Here is a 23911-nt window from a genome sequence, read left to right as displayed (position 1 = left end):
CCAAAATTCCTGATGAGGGAGAAAAACGGACAAATTTCATTTATGGAACGATAACCATTTTCCCTATTATGCCGATTCTGGCACAAAGACCAAACCGTAACCACTACGCTATTGCTCCACGGTCATGATTACGCTGACACGAACAATCTGGATGCAGAGAAAGTAGAAGAAAGGACACCGAATGCAATAACTATTACATTATTATATTATTTTTTTCTGATATTTTTGAGAAAAACATGGCAGGCGTGTTGGAGAGAAAAATGGCTGCACCCTCAGCAAAAGCGACCTGCCGAGGCAGGTCGAAGACTCATGATTGCGGTCATGAGGAGGAGGTACAGCCAAAAAGCTTTTATCTTTTACCCCAATGGGCCATTGGCGGTAACAATTTCCGGCTCCATGGGCGCCAGCAAGGAAAGCAAGTAGTTTTGTGCGCCGATGGGAATGCGATGGGCATCCATGGCGTCGATCATGTCCTGAGCCAGATAATTGAAGGCTGCCGTGGTGATCTGCAAACCGCGGTGGGCATCGGTCATGCTCGGGCCAGTGTACTTGCAAGGGCCACCCACCGCCATGCAGACCTGCTGCACGAGGTTATACTTCAGCGCCTTGATATTGGTGTGAGCAAAGTAGTAGTTGATGTGGGGGTCGTTGGCAACATTGCCCACAAAGGTATTGATAAGGGCCGTGATGCCGGCCTTGCCACCAAATTGGTCGTAATAGTCGCTGGCATTGGCCGTACCCCAAGTGCAGAGCGTGAGGGCGCAAACACTCGCACCTAGAATGGCACCCTTGCGCAAAGCTGCCAATAGTTTGCTGCTCATAAGATCCTCCTAAAATATTTTCAGAAGCTGGTGGTCAGGGAAAGATAGAGACCGCTCTGGCTCTTTTCGGTGGCGATGGTCCCTAGGTCGACATAGGCGGCAGTCAAAGACAACTGCTTGTAGGGGAACCAAGCCACATAGACATCTTTCCAGGCGCTAGTTTTCGAGACGGCATCTCCCACAGCACCTAAATGCAAGGGCACGCCCCCGGAAGGCGTCACCACGGTGCCCGATGCGGCAATGAGTTGGTTTTGCGGCATGGCACGGTATTCACCGCCGAGCACTACATGGCGATTGAGGAAGACCCCCACCGAGGCCGCCGGCAAAACCTTGTAGCCCATGCCATTCACACCACCAAAGCCGAGCAAGCCCTGCTGGTTGGCATTGGTTACTTGAATATTCACGTCGGCCAAAGTGGTTAGACCAAAGATACCGTGCAGCCAGACCTTGGTGGCCGACAAGTAATACGACATGGCATTACGGGTGACATGTAGGGTGTCGGCAAAATCCTTAGGCATTTCGTTGTGATGGAAATCTACCCCAACCGATACCTGCGGCTCCCACCAGTTCTGATCGTAGATAATGTCGCCAAATAATCGAACTTTGAGGCCCACAATGTCCTGACTGAGATCGTAGTTACTACCCAAAAAAGCAGGGCCACCACCGAAGGCTCCATCGGCGGCTAAAGCAGCACTTGTCGTGGTACCATAGCCGAAAGGATTTTTTGGCTGTATGGCGGCGTTCAAAATCCGGTTATCCAGCACCTGCCCGGTATTCCCCAGGCTGAAACTTTGGCGTGCAAAAGAAAGCTCAATACGATTGAAGATACCGACCGAGGCGCCATAGGCGTCCATGTTGTAGTTATTGAGCAGCACATGCGAGTAAAACGCGGTACCACCAATCTGCTGGTTGGTACCATACCCAGAGATTACCGCCCAGGGGTTGATGCCGCCACCAGCAGCCCCATCTACAGCCGTCACTGCACCCGTACCCAACAAGCGACCCATACCAAACAAAGAGGCCTGACCAATGGCAGCAGAGGCGACCAAAGGACTGGCGGCCAGCGCCATACCGAAGGCGCAGGCGACCCAGCGTTTACGACAACGTAGCGTGTTTTTCATTGTGTAATACTCCTCCGAGTTGCAGACAATAAACCGCGCTAACTGAGAAGCAGGATACGTGCCAACATAAAAAATTTAGAGGCAAGCGTTTTACTATTTGATTTACATAAATAAATGATGATTTTTGACGAAAACATAGCCATGACATACGCCTAATGTCATGACAATCACTAATGACAAATGTCAGTCCTCGAACGAGCATTCGTTGGCATGACAGCGTCATGACAATGTCATGTCGCTGTCTGCCTAAGAGATATTTCCTAGAGGGTTTTTTCGTTCGGAAAAATTCTTCATCAAACTGATCACTAGAGTAAATAATTTTTTCCGAATATTACGTATCGATAATGGAACAAGAAATGCTTCATTCAGCCAGACTAACTACGGCGAGGGTATGTATGGCAGGCATGTTCATCATTTGTCTCAACGGCGACCGCGAACATCTACAGTTTGCGGCCATGGCGGCTTCGGTGGCGGCGGTATCGGGCAGCGATGTGCAGGTATTTCTATCCATGAACGCTTTCCCCCACTTCATCAAGGGGCACAGCAAACAAGCGCCGGCCAGCGGCGTGCTCGGCAAAAAGATGGAAGAGCACAAGGTGCCGGAGTTTTTCCAGATTTTTGAGCAGGCGGTGGAATTGGGGGACGCCAAGATCTGGGCCTGCTCCATGGCCATGGATGTGATGGGGGTCAAAGAGGACGATCTCGAGCCCATCGTTGCTGGCGCCATGGGACTGACCAAGTTTTTTAGCGATGCCGAAGGTTGTCAGGTCCTGACCTTCTGAGGCAGCAACAAGGATGGGCGGTTTTCCCAGCCCAGCGGTGACGAGAGAAGCTAAAAGGAGTGTGTGATGGCAGAACGTGTGGTCGATGCTCGCGGCAGCTTTTGCCCGGGCCCGTTGATGGAACTCATCTCCAACATGAAGAGCATGCAGGTGGGTGACACGCTGGAGTTGCTCTCCACCGACGCCGGCTCCGCCAAGGATGTGCCGGAGTGGGTACACAAGGTGGGTCATGAGATGGTCGACACCAATCAAGACAGTGAAGGCACCTTCCACATTCGGGTGCGGAAGGCCAAGTAAGCACAGGTACGAGGAGTAATACCATGAGAATTCTAGTCGTTGGTGGTGGTATGGGGGGTACGATCTTTGCCAATCATCTGGCGCGGCGTATCCATCACGAAATGAAGACCGGCAAGGCGCGCATTACCATGCTGTCGGCAACCCACGAGCACGTTTATCAGCCCGGTTGGCTGTACGTGGCCATGGGCCGGGCAACGCCCGACGAATTGGTGCGCGAGCAGCAGAGCCTCCTCGAGCCGGGCATCGATTTTCATGTCGATCCGGTCGAGGAGTTCCATCTCGCGCACAACCACGTCAAGTGCAAGAGCGGCAAGGTGCACGAGTATGACCTCATCGTCATCTCCACGGGTTCCCGTCCCCTGCCCGAGAACATTCCCGGTCTCAAGGAGAACTCCGTCAACTGCTACTCGGCCGAGAATGCGGTGGAGTTTTACAAGCAGCTTTCGGACTTCAAGGGCGGTCGCATCGTGGTTACCGTGGGTCTACCCCACAAGTGCCCGATGATCCCCCTAGAAGTCACTTTTGCTATGTACGACTTCATCAAGGATCGCGGCCTGCTCGACAAAACCGAGTTCTACTACACCTACCCCATCGGCCGGGTACATAGCCTGGAGAATGTGGCCAAGTGGGCGGCGCCGGAGTTCGACGCCAAGGGCATCAAGTACGAGACCCTCTTCAATATGAAGGAAGTGGACGGCAAGAATGCCAAGGTGCTGAGCGAAGAAGGCGGCGAGGTGGCTTACGATCTGTTGGTGGCTGTGCCTCCGCATAAGGGGCAAGAAGTCATCGAAAAGAACGGTCTGGGGGAAAATGGCTGGATCCCCACCAATCGCCACTCCCTGCACATGGAAGGCGAGCATGGCAAGAATGTCATCGTCTTGGGCGATACCACCAATCTGCCGATTTCCAAGGCCGGTTCCACCGCTCACTTCGAGGCCGAGACGGCAGCGGAAAATGTGGCAGCGGTGGTGAAGATGGGCCGTCCGGTAAAGAGCTACGACGGCAAGGTCTTCTGCTTTATTGAGGCCGGTAAGGATCGGGCGACCTACGCCATGTTCAACTACCAGAACCCGCCGCAGCCCAAGGCCCCCACGGGTGCGGTGCATGCCTTCAAGATGGCGTACAACAAGCTCTATTGGGCGACCGCGCGCGGCTTGCTCTGAGGAGGTGACCCATGGCAGCTGTATTGGATACCCATCAGGAGGAGGAACTGCAACAGGCGCAGACCGCCCTGCTGCACCTCGTCCGCAATGGGGACTTGGAGCGCATCGTCCACCTCGCCCGCCTACTGGGTGCCGCGGGGGATTCGATGAGCGATGAAATGGTAGGACGGCTGGCAGAAATCGGTACCAGCGGGTTGGACCTCTTGGATCGAGTGGAGCGAGCCGACCTCACCCGCGCCATCCCGGCCATTTCTGCCCTGGTCCACAATGGCGATCTCGATCGCATCGTCCACCTTGCCCGCATGTTGGGCGCCGCGGGCGACTCCATGAGCGATGAAATGGTCGGCCGGCTGGCAGAAATCGCCACCGGTGGGCTGGATCTCCTGGACCGCGTCAACCGGGCTGAGCTCGCTAACGCCCTGCCCGCCATCTCGGCCCTGGTGCACAACGGCGACTTGGATCGCATCGTCCACATTGCCCGCATGTTGGGTGCTGCAGGCGACTCCATGAGCGACGAGATGGTCACCCGTCTCGCCACCCTGGCCACCGATGCCATGTGTCTGCTCGACCGGGCAGTACGCACCGGGGTCATGGACCGCGTACTGAGTGTGGTGGAAAAGATGGATGAGCAACACATCCTTACCGATTTTCTCCACTGCCTGGCGGGCGCTACCGAGGAGGCGGCAAAGGAACCCGCTCCCAAAGGTGGCATTTTCGGCCTGCTCGACATTATGAAGAAACCGGAAACCCAAGAAACCATCCAGTTCCTGATGTTGGTCGGCAAGCACTTCCGCTCCTGCCGGCTGAAACACTAAGAGTTCACTCGCCCCGCTTGAGGCCCCTCGGGGCCTTTTTTGTTGCCAGTAACTCTAGGTAGAACGCCCCAGCCCTGCCGCTACATCCCGAAACGCCGCGAGTGCCGCCTCCAGGTGGTCGATGATTTCCTGCTGCAGCACGTCCGGCGGCGGCAAGTCGGCGAGATTGTCCAGGCTGTCGTCCTTGAGCCAGAAAATATCGAGGCTGGCCTTGTCGCGGGCGATCAGCTCTTCATAGGGGTAGTAGCGAAAGCGCTCGGTTTCCTGGCGTTGGTGGCGGTTTTCCGGGTGGTAGCAGCCGATGAAATCCTGCAGGTCGTCGAGCTTCAGCGGCCGGGTCTTGAGGGTGAAGTGTTTGTTGGTGCGCAGGTCGTAGAACCACACGCCCTGGGTGTGCACGCGCCCATCCTTTGGCGCGTTGTCGAAAAACACCACGTTGGCTTTCACACCCTGCGCGTAAAAGATGCCGGTGGGCAGGCGCAAAATGGTGTGCACGTCACAGTTTTCCAGCAGCTTGCGGCGGATTTTCTCGCCCGCGCCGCCCTCGAACAGCACGTTGTCGGGCAGCACCACGGCGGCCTTGCTGTCCACCTTCAGCATACTGACGATGTGCTGCAAAAAGTTGAGTTGCTTGTTCGAGGTGGTCTCCCAGAAGTCCTGGCGCTGGTAGGTCAGCGTCTCGCGGTCTTCCTCGCCCTCTTCGTTGGTGATGGTCATGCTGCTCTTCTTGCCGAAGGGCGGATTGGCCAGCACATAGTCCACCTTGTGCCGGGGCTCCGCGATCAGCGCATCCGAGCGTTCCACCGAGGGCTCGCCACTGAGCTCGCCGATGTTGTGCAAAAACAGGTTCATCAGGCATAGGCGCCGGGTGTTGGGGACGATCTCATTGCCGGAGAAGGTCTGGTCACGCAGAAACTTCTTTTGCGCCGCGTTCAGTTGCGCGCCGGGGCGGGTCAGCCAGTGGTAGGCGCCCAGAAAGAATCCACCGGTACCGCAAGCCGGGTCGGCAATCGTCTTCAACACTACGTCTTTTCCTGCCGCCAAGTGCACCACTGAATCGCGGTGGGCGCAACACCGGCCCGGCTCGATGGATTGCCAATCGAGCGGCGCCCTCTCCAGCACCAGAGACATTTTGACGCAAATACGCACCAATATTATGATGAAAGCCTCGTTCTTAGGAGCATGCCATGCCCACCGTGCGCAAAACCATTACGCTCACCGATCAGCAAGACAGTTGGATCAAAGCCCAGATTCAAGCGGGGCACTACACCAATGACAGCGAATACATCCGCGACCTCATTCGCCGAGAGCAGGAACGCATGGCCCAGCTAGAAGCTCTGCGCGCGGCGCTCATCGAGGGCGAGAACAGCGGCACACCGCAACCTTTTGATCTATCGGCGTTCAAGGCGCGGATGATGGCCGGCCATGGCTGAATTCCGGCTTACCCCGGCGGCTTTACAGGATTTGGAAGACATCTGGCGCTACTCAGTGCAGCAATGGGGTATCGCACAGGCGGAGCGATATGTAGACGCTTTGCATGCCCGCCTCAGCGATCTTGCCGCTGCCCCCTTCTCGGCGCCGAGTTGCGACAGCATTCGGCCGGGCTATCGGCAGCTTCGGGCCGAACACCATGTTGCTTATTACATGATTCAAAGTGAAACGGTAGTGGTAATCCGCATCCTGCACGAACGGATGGACGTGCACCGCCATCTCTGACGGCTGCGAGCACTACTCACCCCACCAACTCCCGATTCACTTCGTCCATCAACCCATCGAGTTCATTCCCAAACACCTCTGCCACACCCAGGCTCGCAGCGAGGTTGAGCGCGCGCATGTCTTGCACCACCCAGCCCGCCTGCTCGAGCTTTTGGTCGATTTGCTGACGGACTTTGGTCTCTGGGCTCATCTGCGGCTATCCGAGGCTTTAGCGCAGAATAGCAGAGAAAACAGCAAGCTGGCAGTTTAGCCGCAACCGACGCGACTCAGCGCTTGAGAAAACCGCGTTCCCGCAAAAAGCCTGCCATATGCGGCCGCGCTTCGCGTCCGGCCAGGGCTGCCACTTCCTGGCTCCAACTGCTGTCTTTGCGATGCTCCGAGCGCGAGGCGTAGTAGTCGTGCATGGCGGCATCGTATTGCGCGATGTATTCGGCATCATGACTGTCGTCGTAGCGGTTTTCCTGCAGCACCGCCGCCAAAGGCAGGCGCGGCTTCACTTCGACTTCCTGATCGGGATAGCCAAGGCAGAGGCCAAAGATGGGGTAGACCTGCTCCGGCAGGGCCAGAAGGGCGCTGATTTCCGCAGGATGATTGCGCACTGCGCCAATGTAGCAGGCACCCAATCCCTGGGATTCTGCGGCGACCACACAATTTTGCGCGCAGAGGGTGGCATCGGTGGTGGCGATAAGAAAGTGCTCCGTCATACCCGGCACAAAGGGCGGTCCCAAGCGATCGCAAACCCCCTGGGCACGGCGCAAATCGGCACAAAAGACCAAAAATTCCGGCGCCAGGCGCACATATTCCTGCTGGCCGGCGAGCTCCGCCAGTTGCGCCCGCAAGGACAGGTCGGTGATGCGTAGGATGCGATAGGCCTGCAGATTACTAGAACTTGCCGCCTGCTGTCCGCAACGAACGATCTCTGCCAAAAGCCCTTCGGGTAGAGGCTCGGGTCGAAAGCGTCGAATGGAGCGGTGGGATTGCAGCAACTGGAGAACGGTCATGGCATCTGTCGAAGATAGAGCGGGCTTCATGCGTACACCCGGCGCCCGCGCGGTGCTGGTATGGGACGGCCCATCTCCTTCGCTGTCTCGATCCACTCAGCAATCACTTGCTCCGCATTGGCTACCGCCTCCTGATAGGTGGCGCCATCGGCCATGCATCCCGGAAGTTCAGGGACCTCCACAAGAAATGCATCGTCTGCATCGCTCCAATAAATTATCAGTTCATACCTACTCATCATGATCAACTCCTAGGCGATATTTGCTGAGTATGCCGCGCACTTACTTGACTTGATAGGGCTTAGCCATGCGCCCCGTGGGTTGAAGATTTATGATCTCTATCATGCCATCTCTGGAGAGAATATGGTGGTCTCCCCTTACCCGAAGCGTGAACCCGAGGCGATCGAGCAGCGATAATAGGTCATCAAAGGCGATGTTAGCGTCACTCCGTCCGCCAAGAATGGCCATCTGGATTTTATTGTGCTTACACAGAAAGTTCACCGTGCTTGGATACTGCTACAAAATCGAGCAGCCACGTAGGCCTGAATACTAGCCTGGGGTGGTCTCGCGGGCAATCGTCGCGCTGCTTGGGCGACGCTCGATTGTTCCATACCGTTCGGAGCGGCGAATCATTGACATCATACCAATCGGTCGGTATGTTTTGATGCTCACGCACCGTCACCTAGGAGAATGTCATGGCCCTGCTGCAACTCACCCCTCCCCAAACTGCCCAAGGCGAACTGGCGGAATTGTACGAGCAAATCACCCAAGCCTTTGGCGGCGTGCCAGAGGGGCTACAGCTCTTTGGCGTCAGCCCCGCATTGCTGCGCAGCCAGTGGCAAAACCTACAATATTTTGGTCAGCATCCGCGTATCTCTGCCAATTTCTTTTCTCTGCTGCGCTATATTCTCTCAGAAGAAGGCCACTGTTCCTTCTGCATCGGTTTCAACGAGGCCCTGCTGCTGAATGCCGGTTTTAGCAAGGAAGTCATCAGCGCCGCGCGCACCAATCCTGCCCAGGGCCCGCTGTCGGCACCGGAAAACGCCCTGCTCGACTATGCCCTCAAGGCTATCCACAATCCGCACAGCGTTGGCGAAGCAGACATTACGGCGTTGCGGGCTCAGGGTTGGTCGGACCAGGATCTTTTCGATGCCGTTGCCCATGGCGCCCAGCATCAGGCCATCGATATCCTCTTCGAGACTTTCCGGGTAGCGCCCTTTCAGGCGGGCTAGGGCGCGCTTTACAGATTTTACCACTTTCACCCGAGCACACGGCAGGCAGGGCCATTGGGAGCCTCGATACCATCGCCTGTCGGCGCGTCGGCGTGTGGCCGATGCTTACGCATCTGTCAGAAAAGGATTGAGAACCGCGCGGGGGGCTTGTTCCAGAATATGACATTGGTGCGCAAGCAGCTCGTGCACGATAATTGCTGGATAAGCCCTACCGCAGCGCAATCGGAGCACGCCTTGCCTGTCTGCGGGATATGTGTCCAGTAGCGACGAGCTTTCTCGTCAGGGCAGTATCATGCTCCAATGTCAAGAGAGGGGCGGAGCGACCACGTGGATTGGTGCGCAAACCAGCAAGGGCCATGATCACTGAGGATCACCTGGATCTGCTGACGCATGGCCGCGACAAACGCTCCCTTTTTGTGGCACCCAGTATGCCTCTACATCACCATCATGCCGCCCAGTTCTCGACGACTAGACCTGCGCCAACATAGAGATCGAAATCGGCCGTGTTGTTGGTCACCAGGGTCACTCCCAGTGATAAAGCATGTGCGGCGATCATGCGGTCGAAGCTGCTCCTTCTGGCCGGAAATTGCTGGGAGAGCTTTCCGAAGATGGCTGCCGCGTCCATGTCGAAGTCTTTGGCGGTTAGCCTACTCAAGAGCGCGGCCATTTCGGTCTGGCTGTTATGCACGTCAAGACCGCAACATAATTCAGCCCAGGTAATCGAACTCAGTCCGATCTCACCGGGTTTACAGGCCGAGAATCGCTGGGTGACTGACTCCGGCTGCTCCTTCATAAGGTAGATGCAGATATTGGTGTCCAGCAAGTAACGCAGCATCACCAAGATCTTTCTGTCTCGACAAACTCCGGACGCTCGGTTGTGTGGTGTGAACGCAGCGCGGCAAACAGCGCTGGAAGTGATTCGAGCGAATTCTCCTCAGGTTCTACGATGAGCCTATTACCCTCTCGAATCACCACCAATTTGGTTTGCTTTGGAAACGCCATGCTCATGGGGATGCGCACAGCGGGTGAGTTCCCCGCCATGAATTGGCGAGTGCGAAAGATCTTTTGCATAATTGCCTCCTCATGTATCAACGTCACGTTATCACTACTACTCAGCCCGAGCAATGGGCACCGCCTGCGGAGGCTAGCCGACGAGCCCTCCTGCCGGGCAAACCAAGGAGCACTACAAAAGTCACTCGCGATCATGCCCATGAGCAAACTCTGCTACCCGCGAATAGCGGTCACTTTTTCTTGGGCTGGTATTGCTTGCGGCGGAAGAGGTCGGTTTTGCGGGAGACCAGCCGATCGAGGAAAAGCAGGCCGTCGAGGTGATCCATCTCGTGCTGCACCGCCCGCGCCTCGAAGCCTTCGCACTCGTAAAAGCGGTCGCGGCCTTCGCCGTCTTGCGCCTGCACCTGGATGCGCTCGGCGCGGATGACGTTGCCGGTAAAGTCCGGCACCGACATACAGCCCTCGCGCCCCACCGCCATGCCCTCCCAAGCGATCAATTCGGGGTTGATGAGTACCATCAGGCCATGGCAGGCATCGCCGAGCTTTGGGCGAACATCGACGATGACGATACGCTGTAAACGATCGACCTGGGGCGCGGCAATGCCTACCCCACCAGGGCCGGCATACATGGTTTCGGTGAGATCGGCAATGAATTGTCGCAGTTCGTCATCAAAGTGCTGCACCGGCTCCGCAGCACGCGCCAAGCGTGGATCGGGGTAGGTGAGGATCGGCAACACCGCCATCAGAGCAGCACCGTATCGACAGGGTGTACGGTGATTTCGATCCCCTGACTGGCCTTGAGCGGCTCGAGGATGCTACGAATCTGCTCCAGCCCACCGGGCGCCGAGCCCTGAATGACCATCACGTAGATGGGGCGATCGGGGTTACCGGAACGTTCGCTCTCGAGATCGATGATGTTGAAGCCAACGCTGGCGAGCTTTTCGGTGACTCCGGCAACGATGCCCGGATGGTCGGCGCCGTAGACGGTAACGCGCACATCGGCGGCGTCTTGCTGGCGCGGGAGACTTGGGATGGGGTCGAGATGGACGCGCAGATTCAGGCGCTTGACTGCGGGGTCGAGGGCTGACTCGACGGCGCCGAAGTCGCGCTGGTAGTCGATCACCTGCATGATGGTGAAGTACCCCCCCAGGCGCATCATCGAGGCGTCGCCAATGGCACAGTCGGCGGCGTAAAGGGCTTGGGTTACGGCAGCAACGATTCCCGGTCGATCTTCACCGATGACCGTCAGTAGGGCTTGACTCATGACTCTCCTCCCAGGCCGTGCAGACGGGCCAATGATAGATAACGAAAGCAGTATTCGAAAAGTTCGAGATGGTGGCGCGCTTCGTCAAAATCCCTACCCCAGGCGGTCATGCCGTGGAGGTGAATGAGGGCACCCGGCACGGCGGGCTTCTCGCGGGCAAAGGCGGTGTCCATGTCGGCAGCAATGCGCGCCACTTCCACATGGTTGGCAAAGACCGGCAAGTCCACCTGCGGCTCGGCATCGGGAATGCCCAAGCCTTTGAGCATCTCGAGCGGCGGCAGACGCAGACGGCCATCGCGGGCAAAATGACCGCAAAGATTGGCCTCGATGGAATGCACATGAAAAATCACCCGCGCCTCGGGAAAGTGGCGATAGATGACCCGATGAATGCTACTTTCCGCCGAGGGTCGGCGATCCGCCGCGGCTTCGAGCACCCGACCATCGTGGTCGAGGGCGACAAAATCCTCTGGCGCCAAGCGGTCCTTGGGACGACCGCTGGCGGTAATCCAGAGCCCATCGTCACGACGCGCCGAGAGGTTGCCCGCGGTGCCGAGCATCCAGCCGCGGCCATAGAAGTCTCGAGCCGCCGCCGCCAAGTTTTCGCGCACGTCCTTCATTTGTCCGCCTCCAGGGCACGCAGCACATCGTAAAAATCCTCGAAGGGGGTGCAGGCCCGCCCTTCCGCCGCCAGGTAATCGATGAGGCCGTTGCGGGCGAATACCCGCGGACACACCCGCGCCAAGCGCAAATCGGTCACCGAATCGCCAATGCAGAGGGCTTCGGTGGGCGCATAGTGGGCGTAGATGGCCTTCTTGACGACGAGCTCTTCCGCGTCTTGCCAAGGCGAAAAGACGCGCAAGGTTGGCCCGGAAAGGTCCACCTCCATACCGTGAATGGCGCGAATACGGTCGCGAAGGGGAGCCAAGACGAGCTCTGCCATGCGGGTAAAGCCCCCGGTCACCACCAGCAGTTCCCACCGCAAACTCGGCAACGCGTCGAGAAACTCCGTAAAGCCTGCCCGCAGATGGCTGTGTTCGACCACAAAGGCTTCCATCTCTGGCCATTGCTGACTGGGGATACTGGCGAGAATCTCACTGAGCCCGTCGCACAGGCTGGTGCGCAGGGCGAGGATCTCGGGCAGGATACGCGCGGTGACCGCCGGGGCGAATTCCCGCAACAGATCGCGGAAAATTTCCTCCACCAGAATGGTGCCGTCAAAATCACAAAAGATCAGGCGCTCAGCCACTGGCCCTTCCCCATTTGGCCAAGGCGGCCTGCAGGGGCCCCGGGGGTACGGCGTCGAGAGTAAAGGGTTCCCCCGCCTGCACGCGCTCCCAGGCCTCGTAGAAGGCGCGCACCCCGCTCGCCGCACCATCGGGGTGGTCCATGATGCCAGTGCCGGCGTTGAGGATGACCTCGGTCCCATAATCCTGGAGCAGATCCGGCAGGATGCCGGGCTGGATTCCCGCCGAGGGCACCGGCGCCAGGCCCCGCTGACGCAGGGCGTCGCGAATGGCGAATTCCTCGGCGGCGGGAAAAGGCAGGCTGCCGTAGTGCGCTGGGTACAGCACGGCGTCGGCCCCGGCATGGGCCATGAGGGTACCAAGGACGATGGCGTAGCGCAGGCCATGCTCCGGGGCCGCCGCCAAGGCGCCGGCAAGGGCCGGATGGGCAAAGATCGGGACGCTGATTTCCGGGTCCTTGACCAGGGCTTCGAGCACGGGGAAACCGTAGGCAAGGACATTGAGCAGCAGGGCATTGGCGCCCTCGGCCACCAGCTGCCGCGCCAGTCGTTGCAGGCTCGCGGCATCACCGGAGAGATTGACGGCGTAGAGTAGATCGCGCCCAAAGCGATCGCGCCGCGCCTCGACGATGGGGGCACAGGCACGCCAACGCTCCAGGGTCGGTGCGGCGGCGAGGTTGGGAAGAATTTCGTCGTCTTTTATGATGTCGAGCCCAGCCCAGGCAACCTCGGCGAGGATGGCGGCATGATCCTCGGCGCTGAGCCCGAGAGCGGGTTTGAAAATCGCCATGAAGAGGGGACGATCGAAAACATCCACCCGTTGGCGAATGCCCGCCAGCCCAAAACGCGGCCGCAATCCGTAGTCTTCCGGCAGGCGCAGATCCCAAACCTTGGCGGTGCCGCCAAGGGAGTACTTGCCGAAGATCATGGTCAGCAAACTGCCCATTCCCCCGTCCACATTGGCCAGAGGAAAGGCAATGGTGGCCAGGCTGCTGCCATCCTCCAGCGCCTGCAGGGCACGAATCTCGCCGAGATGCCCGCGCAGCTCTGCCTCGCGGTGGGCATGGCGCGCGTCCCAGGAGCCTGCCGTCTGGCCAATGGCCAATGCCTGGGCCTGCTTTTCGGCATGGGCCCCCGGGGGAAAGCGATAATCGACTTCGAGAAAGGCACTCATGGCCGCGGGAATCGTTGCAGGGCGCGCTCGCTGTACACCGGGGTCCAACCACCGCGGGCACTGAAGTAGCGCACCGCCTTGATGCGGCGCTGGGCGTTGAGGCGAAACCAGTGCTCGACCTGGGCCGGGATGTGGATGTAATCGCCGGCGGTCACCGTCACTTCGAGTTGCCGTCCATCGGCAAGCACAAAACCGAAGACCCCCTCGCCATCGACGATATAGCGCACTTCCTCGTCTTCGTGGATGTGGATGCGTGAGAAGCGCTCATCCAGCGCCGCAAGCTGCGGATGTTCGGGGTAGAGAACCACCAAGTCGCGCTCCTGATAGCCCTTTTCTTGCTGTAGCTCACGGAAGACGCCGTCGAGGGCTTCCAGTAACTGCTCCTGACCTGCTGCATCGAGTTGTGCCGGGGCAAGCCAAGGCGCTGCGGCCGCAGCCACCGGATAGCCGCGCAGACTTACCCCCAGAGGGGCCAAATACGTTGCCAAGACCTGCGCATCAGTGCCCTGCTCCCCACCATCCCCAAACTGCCAGCTTTTCATCACCCCTCCCGCCAGATCAAGGATGCCATGCGCCCGGTGCAACCGTCGCGCCGATAGGAGAAAAACCGATTCGCCTCAGTCACGGTACAGTGCTCGCCGCCGTGGACGGCGCCAACACCCAAGCGCTGCAAACGCAGTCGCGCCAAAGCATAGATGTCGGCCCAGTAGCGATCCCCTGTCCCGGGCCGAAATGCCTCCTGCGCACCAACGTCCTGCGCAACAAAACATTCACGCACCTCCGGCCCTACCTCGAAGGCCGCAGGGCCAATGGCTGGGCCCAAGTATACCAGAATTTGCGTGGGCTCCACCTGCATGGCGGCAATTCCGGCTTCGAGAATACCCCCGACAAGACCACGCCAACCGGCATGCAAGGCAGCAATCACTTGGCCATCTCGGGAGCAGGCCAGCACCGGTAAACAGTCGGCGGTGAGCACGGCGAGGACCGCCCCCGCCGTGTGCGCCACCGCCCCGTCTGCCGCGGGCGGCGTGTCCCTGCCCCGGCAGGATTCCCAGGCGGCTACCTGGGTGCCGTGCACCTGTTGCAGCCATAGCGGCTCCGCTGGCAAGTGCAGGGCTGCCTGCAGTCGTTGCCGATTGGCGGCCACGGCCGCGGGCTGGTCGCCCACATGATCACCCAGGTTCAGGCTCTGCCAGGGTGCCTGGCTGACGCCCCCCTGGCGGGTGCTGATGGCCATGTGCACGCCCTTGGGCAGTGCCAAATCCGGCATCAGGATAGGCAACTCAGGAAGCACGGCGGCGCAGCAGGGTGAGTAAGGCCTCCATATCGGCGGGGAGGGGGCTCTCCCAGGCGCAGAGTTCGCCATTTCCCGGGTGCTCCAACTCCAGACGCCAAGCGTGCAGGGCTTGGCGGTGGAAGCCCCGCCAAAGGGTCATGGCCTCCGAATCCAGCCCCGCCGGCAAAACGGCGCGGCCGCCATAGACTGGGTCGCCCACCAAAGGGTGACCAATGTGGCGCATATGCACTCGAATCTGGTGCGTGCGCCCCGTCGCTAGCCGCAGGCGCAGCAGGGTGTGGCGGGGGAAGCGCTCGGCCAGACGATAATCCGTCCGCGCCGGCCTGCCATCATCACGCACCGTCATGCGCAGGCGATCTTGCGGGTGGCGCCCGATGGGGGCTTCGACTTTGCCGCCACCGGTCATCGCCCCCAGCACCAGGGCTAGATATTCTCGATGCATGCTGCGCTCTGCCAGTTGTTCGGTGAGGTCTTGGCGAGCGTGCTCGGTTTTGGCCACCACCAGTAAGCCGCTGGTATCCTTGTCGAGCCGATGCACGATACCGGCCCGCGGCAGATGCTTGCTGGCTGGATAATGGGCGAGCACGGCATTGGCAAGGGTACCGCCGGGATGCCCAGCACCGGGGTGGGTCAGCATGCCCGCCGGCTTATCGATGACCAGTATTTCCTCGTCTTCGTGCACGATACGCAGGGGAATCGGCTCGGCCCGCCAATGCTCCGGCTCCCGCGGCGGTAGGCGCAAATGCACCGTCTCGCCCCCTTGTATCCGCTGGCTGGGCCGCGCCGGGCGTTCGTCGACGAGGATTTCCTCGGCACCCAGGAGCTCCTGAATGCGGCTGCGGCTTAGCTCCGCTACCAACTCTGCCAAAACGAGATCGAGGCGTTCGCCTGCCCGTTCCTCTGGCAAAATCAATGTGATTTCCGTAGTATCGCTGCTCATGGCCCGACACTATAGATCATTGCCCCGTATGCGCAAACGCTCTCTTGCCCTGATTGCCGTTCTTGTGCTGAGCGCCGCTGGCTGCGCTTCAGACAATCACAAAAAAGACCTGATGGACTCCCATGAGGCCGCGGCAACCATGTACAGCCACGCCAAACAGGCCGAAGACCGCGGCGACTACGGCACCGCCATTCGCGAATACCAAGACCTCGAGGCCATGTATCCCTACGGCCCCTATGCGGAGCAGGCGCAGTTGAATACCGCCTATAGCTACTATCGCCAGGGCGACTCCAAGGCGGCGGCTGCGGCGGCAGAGCGCTTCATCAAGCTGCACCCGGTCAATCCCTACGTGGACTACGCTTGGTACTTGAAAGGTATTTCTCAGTACCAAGAAATCGAAGGCGCCGACTGGAATCCCGTGCCCCTGCATGAGGCCTTCGATACCTTCGAAACCCTGGTCAAACGCTGGCCCAAGAGCGCCTATGCCGCCGATGCTCGGCTACGCATGGAGAAGATCATCGACCTCTTAGGCAAACGCAATCTCGATATCTGCAAGTTTTATTATGTGCGCCATGCTTATGTGGCCTCGGCCAACCGCTGTAGCGATGTGGTCACCAAGTACCAACTCAGCCCGGCGCGGGAAGAAGCCCTGTATTATCTGTATCTGTCGTACCAGCATCTGGACCTCAAGGGGCTGGCGCAGGATACGGCGAGCATCCTGCGCTACAACTATCCCGGCGGAAAATATACACGCAAGCTCGGCTAAAACGGCTCAGACCGCTTCGTCGCCCTCTTCGCCGGTGCGGATACGGATGATCCGCGTGATCTCGCTCACAAATACTTTGCCGTCGCCAATCTTGCCGGTGCGCGATGCCTCGACGATGGCATCCACGGCGCGATCGACCAGGGCATCGGGAAGCACTACCTCGATCTTCAACTTGGGCAAAAAGTCGACCACATATTCGGCGCCACGGTAGAGCTCCGTGTGGCCCTTCTGGCGTCCGAAGCCCTTCACTTCCGTCACCGTCATCCCGGCAATACCGATCTCCTGCAGGGCATCGCGCACATCATCGAGTTTGAACGGCTTCACAATCGCTTCGATCTTCTTCATGACTTCTCCTGCAAACAGTGCGGATTCCAGGCGTGGAACCCATTGCTGATAGGGTAGCGGCGGTCCTTGCCAAAGGCCAGAGGGCTGATACGCACCCCCGGCGCCGCTTGGCGCCGCTTGTACTCGGCGCGGTCGACGAGGCGCAGGGTCTGTTCGACGAGGGCGGCAGGGAAACCCTGCGCCAGCAAGTCCTCGCGCCCGGCGCCCTCCTCCACGTAGGCCTGGATGATAGCATCGAGCAGCTCGTAGGGCGGTAGACTGTCCTGATCGGTCTGGCCGGGGGCCAATTCGGCGGAGGGTGCGCGCTCGAGAACGCGCTGCGGAATTACCGCGCCCAGGCGATTGCGATAGCGGGCCAGCGCGTAGACCAGCATCTTTGGGCAGTCTTTGATCAGGGCAAAGCCGCCAGCCATATCGCCGTAGAGGGTGGCATAGCCCACCGCCATCTCGCTCTTGTTGCCGGTGCTGATGAGAAGATGGCCGAATTTATTGGAGTACGCCATGAGCAGGCTACCGCGAATCCGCGCCTGTAAATTTTCTTCGGTGACGTCGGCGGCGCGCCCGGCAAAGAGGGGTGCCAGGGTTTGCAAGTAATTCTGGAAGAGTCCATCGATGGGGACGATGTCGTAACCTACCCCCAAGGCTTCGGCCTCGGCGCGAGCATCCTCAATGCTCATGGCGGCGGTGTAACGCGACGGCAAAATGAGGGCATGGACCCGCTCCGCGCCGAGGGCGTCGGCGGCAATGGCCAGGGTCAGGGCGCTGTCGATACCGCCCGAGAGACCAAGCACGGCACCACAAAAACCATTCTTTTGCACATAGTCGCGCAGGCCAAGCTCAAGGGCTGCGTAAGTCTCGGCAACGGGCTCCGGTTCTGGGATCAGGGTCGGACTGCGCCAGCGGATTGTGCCAGCTTCCGTCTCGGCGTCGAGGTAGAGCAGAGTCTCTGCAAAGGCAGGCGCCCGGGCAAAAATCCTGCCTTGGGCGTCGACGGCGCAGGAGCGGCCATCAAAAACCAGCTCATCCTGCCCACCTACGAGGTTCGCATAGAAAATCGCCACCCCGGAGGCCTCGGCCCGCTGCCGCAGGAGCGCCTCGCGCTCCGCCTGTTTGCCACGATGAAAGGGCGAGGCATTGAGGACCAAGACCGCATCGGCACTGGCGGCAGAGGCCAAGAGGGGTAGCTCTGCACACCAGAGATCCTCGCAAATGCGCAGGGCCAAGCGCAGGCCAGAAACATCGATGACCACATCGCTGCTGCCCGGATGAAAGTAGCGCTTCTCGTCAAAGACCCGGTAGTTGGGCAAGCAGTGCTTGGCATAGCTCGCCTCGACTCGACCATTGCGCAGCAAACTTGCCGCATTGAAGAGGAAACCATCGTCTCGCCGGGGATGACCGAGCACGAGCGGCAGCGGGGTTTGCTGAGCCAAATCGGCAAGGGCCTGATCGACGCAATCGAGAAAATCCCGCCGCAACAGAAGGTCTTCCGGTGGATAGCCGGTGAGGACCAATTCTGGTGCCGCCAATAAGTCTGCCCCTGCCGCCTCGGCCGCCCGCGCCGCAGCAAGAATCTTGGCCGCATTGCCGGCAATGTCCCCAACCCGCGGGTTGCTTTGGGCAAGGGCGATGCGCACGGCTCAGTTACCGAGCAGGGCGGCGGCCTGACTGCCCAGCTCCGCGGGCGAAGACACGCAATGCACCCCGGCAGCGCGCAAGACCTCATACTTTGCCGCGGCCGTCCCGGCGCCGCCGTCGATGATCGCACCTGCATGGCCCATGCGCTTGCCCTTGGGCGCCGTCGAACCGGCAATGAAGGCCACCACCGGCTTATGGACGGAGCTGGCAATATACGCTGCCGCCTCTTCTTCGAGGCGACCGCCGATCTCCCCGACCATGATGATCAACTCCGTCTGCGGGTCCTCCTCAAAGAGGCGCAGAATCGAAATGAAATCGAGACCGATGATGGGATCGCCGCCAATTCCCACACAACTGCTCTGCCCCAGGCCCAGGCGCGTGGTCTGCTCGACGGCCTCATAGGTCAGGGTGCCGGAGCGGGAAACGATGCCGACGCGCCCAGGTAAATGGATCTTGCCGGGCATGATGCCGATCTTGGCCTGCCCGGGGGTGATGATGCCCGGACAGTTGGGGCCGATGAGGCGCACCTGCGGACGGGTGGCGAGGTATTGCTTGACGAGGAGCATGTCGTAGACCGGAATGCCCTCGGTGATGCAGACGATGAGCTCGATGCCCGCCGCTGCCGCCTCGATGATGGCGTCGGCCGCAAAGGGGGAAGGCACATAGATGACGCTGGCCTCCGCCCCCGTCTTTGCCACCGCCTCGGCTACCGTGTCAAAAACCGGCAGGCCCAGATGCTCGCTACCGCCCTTTCCGGGAGTGACTCCACCCACCATGCGCGTGCCGTAGGCGATTGCCTGCTCGGAATGGAAGGTACCTTGCTTGCCGGTAAAGCCTTGGCAGATGACCTTGGTGTCGCGGGAAAGAAGAATGCTCATGGCTCGATTCCGAATTCAGTAGGGGATAACGGCAGGCTCAAGCCTGGGCCGCCTGGACCGCCTTGCGCGCCGCGTCGGTAAGGCCTTCGGCGGTGATCATGCGCAGGCCGCTTTGCGCCAGCATGGCCATACCCTCCTCGCGTTTGGTACCTTCCAGGCGCACCACCACCGGCAAGTGGATACCGACCTCGTTGGCCGCCTGGATGATGCCTTGGGCAAGCAGATCGCAGCGAGTGATGCCGCCAAAGATATTGACCAGAATCGCCTTTACCCGCTGATCCGAGAGGATGAGTTTGAAGGCCTGGGTGACCTTGTCGGCCGCCGCGCCACCGCCCACATCGAGAAAATTGGCGGGTTCGCCACCGTGCAGTTTGATCAGATCCATGGTCGCCATGGCCAAACCAGCGCCATTGACCATGCAGCCAATATTACCGTCGAGGGAGATGTAATTGAGCCCGAATTGTCGCGCCGTGATTTCCCGCGGGTCCTGCTGGGTGGAATCAAAAAGTTCATCCGACTCGGGATGGCGGTAGAGGGCGTTGTCGTCCATGACCACCTTGGCATCGAGGGCAAGCAACTGGCCGCCGGCGGTCAGTACCAGGGGGTTGATCTCGACCATCTGTGCATCGAGCCGCAAGGCCAGTCGGTGCATCCCCTGCATGACTTTGACTAGCTGCTGCACCGCCGCCGCCCCAAGACCCCAGGCAAAACCGAGGTCGCGGGCATGGTAGGGCAAAAACCCTATGCCGGGGTCGAGGACGATGCGCTGAATGGCCTCCGGCCGCTCGGCAGCGAGGGTCTCGATCTCCATACCCCCCTCTGCCGAAGCGATGTAGGTGAGGCGTGCCGCCGAGCGATCGACAAGCAGGGCAAGGTAGAATTCCTTGGCAATCTCACTCGGCTCCTCGATCAAGAGAGCCGCCACATGCTGCCCCTCGGGCCCCGTCTGCGCCGTCACCAAGCGCTTGCCCAGCAAAGACTGCGCCGCCGCCTCGACAGCGGCCATACTCTGCACCCGCAGTACCCCGCCGGCCTTGCCCCGACCACCGGCATGCACCTGAGCCTTGATTACCCAATCCCGCCCGCCGAGGGCGCGGGCCTGGTTGATGGCTTCTTTGACGGAAAAGGCCGGGATCCCTCGCGGTACCGGCACCCCCTCCTCGGCGAGCAGGCGCTTGGCCTGGTATTCATGTAAATTCAACGTGCTATGCCTCTATGCGGCGCAAGAGCGCGGCGGTGAAATCGCGGGTGGAAAGCCCTTCGCGGCCCAGCAAACTGGCAAGGTCGCCGGTAACCTCACCAGCGGCAATACAGGCGTCCATCGCGGCGGTGACCGCCGCTGCCGCCTCCTGCCAACCAATATGCTCGAGTAACATGACTCCCGAGAGGATGAGGGAGCTCGGGTTCGCCTTGCCCTGCCCGGCGATGTCGGGCGCCGTGCCATGGGTGGCCTCGAAGATAGCATGGGTATCGGAAAGGTTGGCCCCCGGCGCCATACCAATACCTCCCACCTCCGCCGCCAAGGCGTCGGAAATGTAGTCGCCGTTGAGGTTGAGGGTGGCAACGACGTCATAGTCCTGGGGCCGCAAGAGGATCTGCTGCAGAAAATTATCGGCGATGACATCCTTGATGATGAGCTTGCCGCTCTCGACTGCCGCCTTTTCTGCCGCGGCCGCTGCGGCCTTACCCTCGGCCTTGGCAATGGCCACTTTCTGCCGCCAAGTAAAAACCTGCTCGGCAAATTCCTGCTCCGCCAAGGCATAGCCCCAATCGCGAAAGCCCCCCTCGGTAAACTTCATGATGTTGCCCTTGTGCACCAGGGTCACCGAGCGGCGTCCCTGCGCCAGGGCATAGGCAATGGCGCGTCGGATCAGGCGTTCGGAGCCCTCCCGGGACACGGGCTTGATGCCGATGGCAGAACTCGCCGGGAAACGGATCTTCTTGACCCCCATTTCGTTCTGCAAAAAGGCGATCAGACGCTCCACTTCTGGGCTACCCGCGGGCCATTCGATGCCGGCGTAGATGTCTTCCGAATTCTCGCGAAAGATGACCATATCGACATCCTCCGGCCGCTTCATCGGGCTCGGGGTGCCGGGAAAATAACGCACCGGCCGCTGGCAGACATAGAGATCGAGATCCTGACGCAGAGCGACATTGAGGCTGCGGATACCGCCACCCACCGGGGTTTCCAGCGGCCCCTTGATAGCGACATGGTAGTGCTGAATGGCGGCCATGGTCTCCTCCGGCAGGTAGACGCCGGCGCCAAACTTGGCCACCGCCTTCTGCCCGGCATAGAGCTCCTGCCAAACGATTTGCCGCTCACCGCCATAGGCCTTGGCGACGGCAGCATCGAGGACCGCCTGCATGGCCGGGGTAACGTCAACACCAATCCCGTCCCCTTCGATGAAAGGAATGACCGGCCGCTTAGGAACGACGATCTTACCGTTTTCGTACTGAATCGCGCTGCCACTCATGCCGTCTTCTCCAATTGCTCGCTGGCCCAAGACAGGGCACCGCCCTTGCGGATGAGTTCCAGATCGCGCTCGCTGGCCAGTTGCGCCTGCACGGCAATCTCGAGATTCTGGCTCAAATCGCGCAAGGTAAGGGTCTTACCGAGGGCAAGGGTACTGATGTCGAGAAGCAGCTCATCCCCGGCCTGGATCTTTTCGTAATCCGCCGGATCGACAAAGGTCAGAGGCAGAATACCGAAATTGATCAGGTTGGCGAGGTGAATACGCGCAAAGGACTGGACCAGCACCGCCTTGACCCCCAGATAGCGCGGCGCCAGGGCGGCATGTTCGCGGCTCGAGCCCTGTCCGTAATTTTTACCCGCCACAATGAAGCCGCCGCCGGCACTCTTGGCCCGACTGGGGAAGCTTTCATCGACCACGTGGAAGACGTATTCGGAGATCGCCGGTAGATTGGAGCGCAAAGGGAGGACCTTGGCGCCGGCGGGCATGATGTGGTCGGTGGTGATGTCGTCGCCCAGGCGGATGAGCACTGAACCACGAATTTCTGCCGGCGCAGCACTATTGACGGGCAGTTTGGCGATGTTGGGGCCGCGTAGCACCTCCACCTTTTCCGGTGCCGCTGCCGGGGCGATGATCATGCGGTCATCAACCAGGAACTGCGGCGGTAGATCGACCTGAATCGGTGCCAAGCCGAGATCACGCGGGTCGGTGATGACCCCGGTCAGGGCACAGGCAGCACAGGTTTCTGGGCTCGCGAGGTAGACCGCCGCCGTCTTGGTGCCGGAGCGGCCGTAGAAATTGCGGTTGAAGGAGCGGATGGACACCCCCTCACTCGGCGGCGCAAAGCCCATTCCAATGCACGGGCCACAAGCGGACTCGAGGATGCGGGCACCAGCGGCAATGAAGTTCAGCAGTCCCCCATCCCGGGTAACCATCTCCATTACCTGTCGCGAGCCCGGGGAGATTCCCAGGCTGACTCCCTCCGCGACCACCCGCCCCTCGAGCATCATCGCCACCGTCATCAAATCGGTGTAGGAGGAATTGGTGCAGGAACCGATGGCGACTTGCGCCACCGGCGTGCCGGCTACCTCGCGCACGGTTTTGACGTTGTCTGGACTATGCGGACAGGCGATCAAGGGTTCGAGGCGGTCGAGATCGATTTCGAGCACTTCGTCATAGCTGGCATCGGGATCGGCCACCCACTCCGACCAGTCCGTCTCTCGCCCTTGCGCCGCCAAATAGGCGCGGGTGACGGCATCGCTCGGGAAAACGCTGGTGGTGGCACCTAGCTCTGCGCCCATATTGGTGATGGTCGAGCGGGCGGGCACCGAGAGGCCGGCAACACCGGGGCCAAAATATTCAAAGACCTTACCAACACCGCCTTTGACCGTCTTACGCCGCAGGACTTCGAGAATGATGTCCTTGGCGCTGACGAAGGGCTGCAGTGTGCCGGTCAGCTTGACACCCACCACTTCCGGCATGTTCAGGTTGAAGGCCAGGCCACCCATGGCAAGGGCAATGTCGAGGCCACCGGCGCCAATGGCCAACATCCCTGCCCCGCCAGAGGTGGGGGTGTGGGAATCGGAACCCAGCAGGGTACGGCCGGGCTTGGAGAAGCGCTCGAGATGGACTTGGTGGCAGATGCCGTTGCCGGGACGGGAAAAATGGATCCCGTACTTGGCGGCGAAGGTCTGCAAAAAACGATGATCGTCGGCATTCTCAAAGCCCGACTGCAGCATATTGTGGTCGACGTACGATACCGAGAGTTCGGTGCGCACCTTGGGGATGCCGAGGGCCTCGAACTGCAGATAGGCCATGGTACCCGTGGCATCCTGGGTCAGGGTCTGGTCGATTCGGATGGAGATGGGGCTGCCGGCGCGTAGCTCGCCACTCACGAGATGAGCGGCGATGATCTTTTGCGTGACATTCTGGGCCATGATGA

At 60.0% G+C, this 23911-nt stretch carries 30 protein-coding genes; 8 read left to right on the top strand and 22 right to left on the bottom strand.

The genetic code is table 11. The features are described from left to right. Positions 1 to 356 precede the first annotated feature (356 nt). Together RTI30_RS02790 and RTI30_RS02785 are read right to left on the bottom strand one after the other, a co-directional pair. Entirely contained in the window at positions 357 to 821 is a 465-nt protein-coding gene (locus tag RTI30_RS02790; protein WP_312261421.1) for a group 1 truncated hemoglobin, read from the bottom strand. A gap of 20 nt (positions 822 to 841) precedes the next feature. Beyond that, positions 842 to 1942 carry a DUF3034 family protein gene (locus RTI30_RS02785; protein ID WP_312261420.1) on the bottom strand — a complete coding sequence of 367 codons (1101 nt, stop codon included), beginning with the start codon at positions 1940 to 1942 and terminating at the stop codon, positions 842 to 844. Between the two features lie 395 nt (positions 1943 to 2337). Between RTI30_RS02785 and RTI30_RS02780 the strand changes: the two genes are divergently transcribed. From RTI30_RS02780 to RTI30_RS02765, 4 genes are all read left to right on the top strand, one after another. Continuing rightward, positions 2338 to 2724, top strand: coding sequence for a DsrE/DsrF/DrsH-like family protein (locus RTI30_RS02780; RefSeq protein WP_312274881.1), 387 nt, complete (start codon positions 2338 to 2340; stop codon positions 2722 to 2724). Positions 2725 to 2790: 66 nt separating this feature from the next. Next, the gene (locus RTI30_RS02775) at positions 2791 to 3021 is read left to right on the top strand and encodes a sulfurtransferase TusA family protein (protein ID WP_312261418.1); all 231 of its coding nucleotides are present in this window, start codon (positions 2791 to 2793) and stop codon (positions 3019 to 3021) included. A gap of 23 nt (positions 3022 to 3044) precedes the next feature. Continuing rightward, positions 3045 to 4184 carry an FAD/NAD(P)-binding oxidoreductase gene (locus RTI30_RS02770; protein WP_312261417.1) on the top strand — a complete coding sequence of 380 codons (1140 nt, stop codon included), beginning with the start codon at positions 3045 to 3047 and terminating at the stop codon, positions 4182 to 4184. Between the two features lie 11 nt (positions 4185 to 4195). Continuing rightward, positions 4196 to 4999, top strand: coding sequence for a hypothetical protein (locus RTI30_RS02765; RefSeq protein ID WP_312261415.1), 804 nt, complete (start codon positions 4196 to 4198; stop codon positions 4997 to 4999). Between the two features lie 54 nt (positions 5000 to 5053). Here the strand turns inward: RTI30_RS02765 and RTI30_RS02760 are convergent, their stop codons facing one another. After that, a complete protein-coding gene (locus RTI30_RS02760; protein ID WP_312261414.1) occupies positions 5054 to 6022 on the bottom strand; it encodes an N-6 DNA methylase in 969 nt (322 codons plus the stop codon). Between the two features lie 164 nt (positions 6023 to 6186). Between RTI30_RS02760 and RTI30_RS02755 the strand changes: the two genes are divergently transcribed. Both RTI30_RS02755 and RTI30_RS02750 read left to right on the top strand, forming a co-directional pair. After that, positions 6187 to 6432 carry a type II toxin-antitoxin system ParD family antitoxin gene (locus RTI30_RS02755; protein WP_312261413.1) on the top strand — a complete coding sequence of 82 codons (246 nt, stop codon included), beginning with the start codon at positions 6187 to 6189 and terminating at the stop codon, positions 6430 to 6432. Next, entirely contained in the window at positions 6425 to 6715 is a 291-nt protein-coding gene (locus RTI30_RS02750) for a type II toxin-antitoxin system RelE/ParE family toxin (RefSeq protein WP_312261411.1), read from the top strand. The genes RTI30_RS02755 and RTI30_RS02750 overlap by 8 nt, the downstream gene beginning before the upstream one ends. A gap of 16 nt (positions 6716 to 6731) precedes the next feature. Here the strand turns inward: RTI30_RS02750 and RTI30_RS02745 are convergent, their stop codons facing one another. The 3 genes from RTI30_RS02745 to RTI30_RS02735 all read right to left on the bottom strand — a co-directional run bounded on the left by RTI30_RS02745 (position 6732) and on the right by RTI30_RS02735 (position 7955). Beyond that, positions 6732 to 6905, bottom strand: coding sequence for a hypothetical protein (locus tag RTI30_RS02745; RefSeq protein WP_312261409.1), 174 nt, complete (start codon positions 6903 to 6905; stop codon positions 6732 to 6734). 76 nt (positions 6906 to 6981) lie between these two features. Then, complete coding sequence (gene nfsA, locus RTI30_RS02740; RefSeq protein WP_312274612.1) at positions 6982 to 7716, bottom strand: oxygen-insensitive NADPH nitroreductase; 735 nt, start codon at positions 7714 to 7716, stop codon at positions 6982 to 6984. A gap of 26 nt (positions 7717 to 7742) precedes the next feature. Beyond that, positions 7743 to 7955: a type II toxin-antitoxin system HicB family antitoxin gene (locus RTI30_RS02735; RefSeq protein WP_312261406.1), complete on the bottom strand. Its 213-nt coding sequence runs from the start codon at positions 7953 to 7955 to the stop codon at positions 7743 to 7745. 453 nt (positions 7956 to 8408) lie between these two features. Between RTI30_RS02735 and RTI30_RS02730 the strand changes: the two genes are divergently transcribed. Then, entirely contained in the window at positions 8409 to 8945 is a 537-nt protein-coding gene (locus RTI30_RS02730) for a hypothetical protein (RefSeq protein ID WP_312261405.1), read from the top strand. A 445-nt stretch (positions 8946 to 9390) separates the two neighbouring features. Here the strand turns inward: RTI30_RS02730 and RTI30_RS02725 are convergent, their stop codons facing one another. The 10 genes from RTI30_RS02725 to rluD all read right to left on the bottom strand — a co-directional run bounded on the left by RTI30_RS02725 (position 9391) and on the right by rluD (position 15874). Then, the gene (locus tag RTI30_RS02725) at positions 9391 to 9780 is read right to left on the bottom strand and encodes a type II toxin-antitoxin system VapC family toxin (RefSeq protein ID WP_312261404.1); all 390 of its coding nucleotides are present in this window, start codon (positions 9778 to 9780) and stop codon (positions 9391 to 9393) included. Further along, complete coding sequence (locus RTI30_RS02720) at positions 9780 to 10016, bottom strand: hypothetical protein (RefSeq protein ID WP_312261403.1); 237 nt, start codon at positions 10014 to 10016, stop codon at positions 9780 to 9782. The genes RTI30_RS02725 and RTI30_RS02720 overlap by 1 nt, the downstream gene beginning before the upstream one ends. A gap of 170 nt (positions 10017 to 10186) precedes the next feature. Beyond that, entirely contained in the window at positions 10187 to 10699 is a 513-nt protein-coding gene (gene def, locus RTI30_RS02715) for a peptide deformylase (protein WP_312261402.1), read from the bottom strand. Further along, positions 10699 to 11220: an ACT domain-containing protein gene (locus RTI30_RS02710; protein WP_312261401.1), complete on the bottom strand. Its 522-nt coding sequence runs from the start codon at positions 11218 to 11220 to the stop codon at positions 10699 to 10701. The genes def and RTI30_RS02710 overlap by 1 nt, the downstream gene beginning before the upstream one ends. After that, complete coding sequence (gene mtnB, locus RTI30_RS02705; protein WP_312261400.1) at positions 11217 to 11837, bottom strand: methylthioribulose 1-phosphate dehydratase; 621 nt, start codon at positions 11835 to 11837, stop codon at positions 11217 to 11219. Before mtnB ends, RTI30_RS02710 begins: the two co-directional genes overlap by 4 nt. After that, positions 11834 to 12466 (bottom strand): haloacid dehalogenase-like hydrolase, encoded by a 633-nt coding sequence (locus RTI30_RS02700; RefSeq protein ID WP_312261399.1) that lies wholly within the window; start codon positions 12464 to 12466, stop codon positions 11834 to 11836. The genes mtnB and RTI30_RS02700 overlap by 4 nt, the downstream gene beginning before the upstream one ends. After that, positions 12459 to 13637, bottom strand: a complete 1179-nt coding sequence (locus RTI30_RS02695; protein ID WP_312261398.1) for a RuBisCO large subunit C-terminal-like domain-containing protein — start codon at positions 13635 to 13637, stop codon at positions 12459 to 12461. Before RTI30_RS02695 ends, RTI30_RS02700 begins: the two co-directional genes overlap by 8 nt. Next, positions 13634 to 14179, bottom strand: coding sequence for a cupin domain-containing protein (locus RTI30_RS02690; RefSeq protein ID WP_312261397.1), 546 nt, complete (start codon positions 14177 to 14179; stop codon positions 13634 to 13636). The genes RTI30_RS02695 and RTI30_RS02690 overlap by 4 nt, the downstream gene beginning before the upstream one ends. Then, positions 14179 to 14907, bottom strand: coding sequence for a peptidoglycan editing factor PgeF (gene pgeF, locus RTI30_RS02685; protein ID WP_312261396.1), 729 nt, complete (start codon positions 14905 to 14907; stop codon positions 14179 to 14181). The genes RTI30_RS02690 and pgeF overlap by 1 nt, the downstream gene beginning before the upstream one ends. A gap of 13 nt (positions 14908 to 14920) precedes the next feature. After that, on the bottom strand, positions 14921 to 15874 hold the full coding sequence (gene rluD / locus RTI30_RS02680) for a 23S rRNA pseudouridine(1911/1915/1917) synthase RluD (RefSeq protein WP_312261395.1): 954 nt from the start codon (positions 15872 to 15874) through the stop codon (positions 14921 to 14923). A gap of 28 nt (positions 15875 to 15902) precedes the next feature. On the opposite strand from rluD, the gene RTI30_RS02675 reads away from it, so the two are divergent. Continuing rightward, entirely contained in the window at positions 15903 to 16640 is a 738-nt protein-coding gene (locus RTI30_RS02675) for an outer membrane protein assembly factor BamD (protein ID WP_312261394.1), read from the top strand. Positions 16641 to 16646: 6 nt separating this feature from the next. Here RTI30_RS02675 and RTI30_RS02670 read toward each other — a convergent pair whose 3' ends face one another. From RTI30_RS02670 to RTI30_RS02645, 6 genes are read right to left on the bottom strand one after another with little or no spacing between them, the layout of a single operon-like run. Continuing rightward, positions 16647 to 16985, bottom strand: coding sequence for a P-II family nitrogen regulator (locus RTI30_RS02670; protein ID WP_312261392.1), 339 nt, complete (start codon positions 16983 to 16985; stop codon positions 16647 to 16649). After that, a complete protein-coding gene (locus RTI30_RS02665; protein ID WP_312261390.1) occupies positions 16982 to 18619 on the bottom strand; it encodes an NAD+ synthase in 1638 nt (545 codons plus the stop codon). The genes RTI30_RS02670 and RTI30_RS02665 overlap by 4 nt, the downstream gene beginning before the upstream one ends. Positions 18620 to 18622: 3 nt before the next feature. Then, positions 18623 to 19498, bottom strand: coding sequence for a succinate--CoA ligase subunit alpha (gene sucD / locus RTI30_RS02660; RefSeq protein ID WP_312261388.1), 876 nt, complete (start codon positions 19496 to 19498; stop codon positions 18623 to 18625). Between the two features lie 37 nt (positions 19499 to 19535). Then, positions 19536 to 20699, bottom strand: a complete 1164-nt coding sequence (gene sucC / locus RTI30_RS02655) for an ADP-forming succinate--CoA ligase subunit beta (RefSeq protein WP_312261386.1) — start codon at positions 20697 to 20699, stop codon at positions 19536 to 19538. A 4-nt stretch (positions 20700 to 20703) separates the two neighbouring features. Next, positions 20704 to 21972 (bottom strand): NADP-dependent isocitrate dehydrogenase, encoded by a 1269-nt coding sequence (icd, locus tag RTI30_RS02650; RefSeq protein WP_312261384.1) that lies wholly within the window; start codon positions 21970 to 21972, stop codon positions 20704 to 20706. Next, the gene (locus RTI30_RS02645; RefSeq protein WP_312261382.1) at positions 21969 to 23906 is read right to left on the bottom strand and encodes an aconitate hydratase; all 1938 of its coding nucleotides are present in this window, start codon (positions 23904 to 23906) and stop codon (positions 21969 to 21971) included. The genes icd and RTI30_RS02645 overlap by 4 nt, the downstream gene beginning before the upstream one ends. Positions 23907 to 23911: the final 5 nt, after the last annotated feature.

Source organism: Candidatus Igneacidithiobacillus taiwanensis (genome assembly GCF_031962545.1).
In the GTDB taxonomy this organism is placed as follows: Bacteria; Pseudomonadota; Gammaproteobacteria; order Acidithiobacillales; family Acidithiobacillaceae; genus Igneacidithiobacillus; species Igneacidithiobacillus taiwanensis.
This window is presented reverse-complemented; position numbering and strand designations above follow the sequence as displayed.